The sequence below is a fragment of the Petrotoga halophila DSM 16923 genome (assembly GCF_002924615.1).
On sequence record NZ_JALY01000043.1, the window covers coordinates 1 to 4523 of the forward strand.

6 protein-coding genes are annotated in these 4523 nt (G+C 33.1%); all 6 read right to left on the reverse strand.

The window, feature by feature from the left end:
* A partial coding sequence (locus AA81_RS01830; protein ID WP_103897997.1) for an ABC transporter ATP-binding protein occupies nucleotides 1-728 on the reverse strand: 728 nt, incomplete at its 3' end.
* Between the two features lie 30 nt (nucleotides 729-758).
* Entirely contained in the window at nucleotides 759-1808 is a 1050-nt protein-coding gene (locus AA81_RS01835) for an MATE family efflux transporter (RefSeq protein WP_245863363.1), read from the reverse strand.
* Between the two features lie 150 nt (nucleotides 1809-1958).
* Nucleotides 1959-3107: an RNA-guided endonuclease TnpB family protein gene (locus AA81_RS01840; RefSeq protein ID WP_103897998.1), complete on the reverse strand. Its 1149-nt coding sequence runs from the start codon at nucleotides 3105-3107 to the stop codon at nucleotides 1959-1961.
* 114 nt (nucleotides 3108-3221) lie between these two features.
* Entirely contained in the window at nucleotides 3222-3563 is a 342-nt protein-coding gene (locus tag AA81_RS01845) for an MATE family efflux transporter (protein WP_245863365.1), read from the reverse strand.
* Between the two features lie 251 nt (nucleotides 3564-3814).
* Nucleotides 3815-4372, reverse strand: coding sequence for a glycerol-3-phosphate responsive antiterminator (locus tag AA81_RS01850; RefSeq protein ID WP_103078065.1), 558 nt, complete (start codon nucleotides 4370-4372; stop codon nucleotides 3815-3817).
* A 31-nt stretch (nucleotides 4373-4403) separates the two neighbouring features.
* A complete protein-coding gene (locus tag AA81_RS14665) occupies nucleotides 4404-4520 on the reverse strand; it encodes a DUF1667 domain-containing protein (RefSeq protein ID WP_281256282.1) in 117 nt (38 codons plus the stop codon).
* Nucleotides 4521-4523 lie beyond the last annotated feature (3 nt).

Genomic DNA, 4523 nt, shown 5'->3' on the forward strand with positions numbered 1-4523 from the left:
TCTTCTTTTATCTCATCAAAGTTCCCATTAGAGTTAATTTCAAAGGTGATTATGGAGTCCATTTTCAACGAATGTATTAGCTCTTTAAGTGTTCCTTGCGCTATTACCCGGCCTTGATCAAAAATATAGATTCTATCAGCCAAAAATTCAGCTTCTTCCATATAATGGGTAGTTAGTATTATGGTCTTGCCTAAATTTCTTAAGTCCGATATTTTTTCCCATGTACTTCTTCTTGCTTGAGGATCTAACCCTGTAGTTGGCTCATCAAGAAACAACAACACAGGATCATTAATTACCGCTGTAGCTAACGCTAATCTTTGTAATTGTCCACCTGAAAGTTTTGAGACCTTACTATTCTTTTTTTCTTCAAGATTAAAATCCTTCAAAATCTTATTTACATCAAGACTATTTTTGTATAATCCCGAGAATGCTTTAAGGGTTTCCAAAACCTTTAAATTTGGGAAAAAATTAGTATCTTGTAATTGAATGCCTATTCTTTCTTTAATATTAGAATCTACGTTTTCTATCTTTTTCCCAAAATAGTAAATTTCTCCCGCGTCTTTTTTTCTCAATCCTTCGATTATTTCAAGTGTTGTTGTTTTCCCAGCACCGTTTGGACCTAAAATAGCAACGATCTCGCCTTTTTTTACATCAAAAGAAACACCGTCAACCGCTTTTATACTCTTATAATACTTCTTCAAATTCTTCACTTCAATAATACTCTCCATCACAAACATCCCCCCTATAAGGTGTAAAACCTAAGCCTCTTCTAAAACGTTTCTAAGCCATTTTTTACTTCTATATCTGAAAAAAAGAATTATTGATTTTATGATCTCTTCCATCATCGTTAAAAAATAAACGGTGGGAAAACTTAAATTTAATAACAATCCTCCAATCGCAGCTAGAGGAACACCTATACACCACAACGTAGAAGCTTCAACCAAAAAAGAGAATCTTGTATCTCCTCCGGCTCTTAAAAATCCGACAACGTTCATACCGTTGAAGATCTTTACCGGTAGAAACCCCATTGAAATAATTATTGTGACTTTTACCATATTTTTAACTTCTTCTGAAACATCGAATACATCAACTACTAAAAATGTAGTTACTATCCCTACGATAGCTGCTATTACACTTATTAACTCCGCCAATTTTAAGGCTTTTTTGGAGGTTTCAAAGGCTTCTTCAAATTTAGATACTCCCAATATATTTCCAATAATTACTGATGCAGCGTTAGCTATAGAAAAAGTCACAGAAACCGCAAACCCTTCTATAGTTGACATAACTCTTTGAGCAGCTATGACATCTGTTCCCATATGAGCATAAACAACAGAATACATAGTGAATCCCAATGACCAGGCAAATTCATTTGCCAAAGTAGGTAAGGCGTAATGAAAGAAGTTTTTCATAAATTTTGAATTCAATTCAGCAACATGTTTAAAATAAGCCCTTCCTGGGAGCTTTCCAACGTAAACTATAAAAACTGTTGCAGTACATCCAATCGCTCTAGCAATCAAAGTTCCTATCGCAGCACCTTTTATACCTAAAACAGGGAAACCAAACTTACCAAAGATTAGCAAATAATTTAGCAAGATGTTTGTGGATAATTCTATAATAGTTATTATCAAAGGCAGATGAGCTTTTCCTATACTTCTAAGCATGAAAGAAAAGACCATTGTAATTGCAAATAAAGGGTAACTAAAAGCAATTACCTTTAAATAAGGTATTCCAGCTTTAATAACCTCAATATCCGGGCTAAAAAATCTCAAAACCAATTCTGGAGTAAAATAACTCAGTGAACTACTCACCTCTAAAGTGGTAAGCTTCCTAATTCATCGACCGTTGCGAGGAGACGGGCTTCCGCCTCTTAGGGATAACTCGTCTTACACAGTCTCCAAAGGCTTAACATCCCCCAGTCCCTGGGGTAGAGTCTTTTTATACAGTGACCAACTGTTTCCTTATCTGCCGTAAGGCTGTGTGGCGAATGCCTGTTTTAATCCAAACTGCCTCATATTAATGGCAGCATTTATATCTCTATCCTGCACAGTTCCACATTCAGGACATACCCATTCCCTATCAGAGAGTTTTAAACCTTCGTTTTTATACCCACATACACTACAAGTTTTAGACGAAGGTTCGAACATTCCTATCTCGATTACCTTTTTGCCTAACCTCTCTGCTTTGTATTTTAGGAATGTTTTGAATTGGTACCATCCTGAATCTGAGATACTTTTAGCTAAATGATGATTCTTTAACATACCGCTTATATTGAGAGTTTCTACAACGAAGACATCAGCTTGGTTCTCACTGATTTCTTTCGTTAGTTTATGCAGAAAATCCTCTCGTGTATTTTTTATTTTCTCATGTATTCTAGCAACTTCTAATTTTGCTTTGTCCCAATTCTTAGAACCTTGTTCTTTGCTTGAAAACTTTTTATATGCATGTTTTAATTTCCTTTCGTACTTAGACAAAACTTTAGGAGCTGGATACTTTGTTCCATCGGATAATACAACAGAATCTTTCAATCCCATATCCATACCAATTGAGTTCTCATAGTCTATATCTCTTACAGGGTAAGAACCTTCGACTTCAAAGGTTATAGACACAAAGTACTTACCTGTTGGAGTTTTAATGAAAGTACAATTTTTTATCTTTGCATTTGAATCTATTTTTCTATGTACTCTTACTTTAATACCTTCTTTAAACTTTGGTACGAATATAATACCGTATTTATCATTATTTTCGTTTTCATACAGTTGTATATGTTGAGGAACTCTGAACGATTGCCTACTTGATTTCTTTTTAAATTTAGGGTGCTTACTCAGTTTCTTAAATAAACGTTTATATCCACTCTCTAAATTTTTCAAAGACTGTTGTAATGATTGAGAGTTGACATCGTTTAGCCATTGATACTTCTCTGTCTTTTTAAGAGCTGTAAGCACTTTAGCCCACATATAGTAATTAGTATACGTTTTAGTATTTTTATATGCGTTGTTAGCAAATTCTAAGAATAGGTTGTAAACAAATCGAGTATGTCCAAAATGCTGATTAAGTTTCTCAATTTGTTCGTTTGTTGGATATATACGAAATTTGTATGTCTTCAACATATTCAATCACCTTAATTTCGATAATTGTATGATATAATACAATTGTATCATACATACATATAATTAACAACGTCTTTTTGACCTAGATTCGCTTTGTGTTTCTAAAACCAGCTATCATCTCTCCAATAAATTGGAGAGTGTTCTTGCTGAATTTTCATAAAAGAAGGGAATAGAGAAGAGAAGGGAGGACAAGATAGTTAACGCAACAGAACGAGATAAACCATCCTCATCTTTTTTCCCCCAATACTGTGCAAAGAAAATGCCTCCTCCAGAGACTAGTCCAAACAATATTAAGTTGTACAAGAAGAAAAACTGATTTGAAAGTCCAACTGAAGCGATGGCAACCTCTCCCAAAAGCCCGATCATTAAGGTATCAACAAAATTAACGCTTGTAAAGATAACTTGCTGAAGCGCTATCGGGAAAGCTATTCTGATTATTCTTTTGTAGATCTCCATAGAACCCCCCACAATGCATTTTGCATAATAAAAAATATATGAATATAAAGAATTTTACCACAATAATCATGGTTATTTTTCTAAAAAATCAAAAAATAATTGTTAAGAATCACTCGGAATAAAAACTGTGCTTCTACTAAAATAAAATTGGGTAACATCAAATACTAAAAGAAATAAGTCCGCTCAAAAAGAATTATCCCAGAGCAGACTTATTATATAACATCTTTATCAGAAACTTTAAAATAATCTTTTTACCATAAATCTTTAGCACTGGTAGAAATAGCATGGATACCCTTTTTAAAGAGCTCCAAAACCTCTTCTTTTTTACTTACCAATCCACCAGCTATCAAACATACCTTTGTTCCTATATTTTCTAAAAAATATGGTGCTGCTATCGCTGGTAATATTTCAAAGGCATTAGGTTGAGAAGTTTTTTCCAGAAAATTTACAACAGATTTTAAAGAGTTAGAATCTATCAAAAACACCCTTTGAACTGCCATTAAATTTTCTTGCATTGCTGTTTTTATAGCGTTATTTTTTGTGGATATTATTCCATCACATAACTGTTTACGAGCTAAATATTCAATACCTTTTTTATCAGAAGCGATGCCTTCTAGTAAATCGATATTGATAAATAACTTTTTATTAAATTGTTTTACAATAGGCATAACATCTTCTAAAATCAATATGGATCCCGTAAGCAAAAAAATGATAGGGGATTCAGTTTTTAAGGCATCATCTAAGTCATTTAAATCTCTAATAGCAGGAATTATAGTGTTTTTCTTGATTAAATTACATAAACCTTTCATATTATCTCCTTTTAAGACACTTTTTTGTTTCTTATTTTTTCCTATTGACACTTCTCGTAGCTATTATATCACTACCTGTGTCTAATATATTTTGTATTACAACGTCCCCTCTTTTAACGGGTGCTTTTACCTTTGTTTCTTTTAATATTTT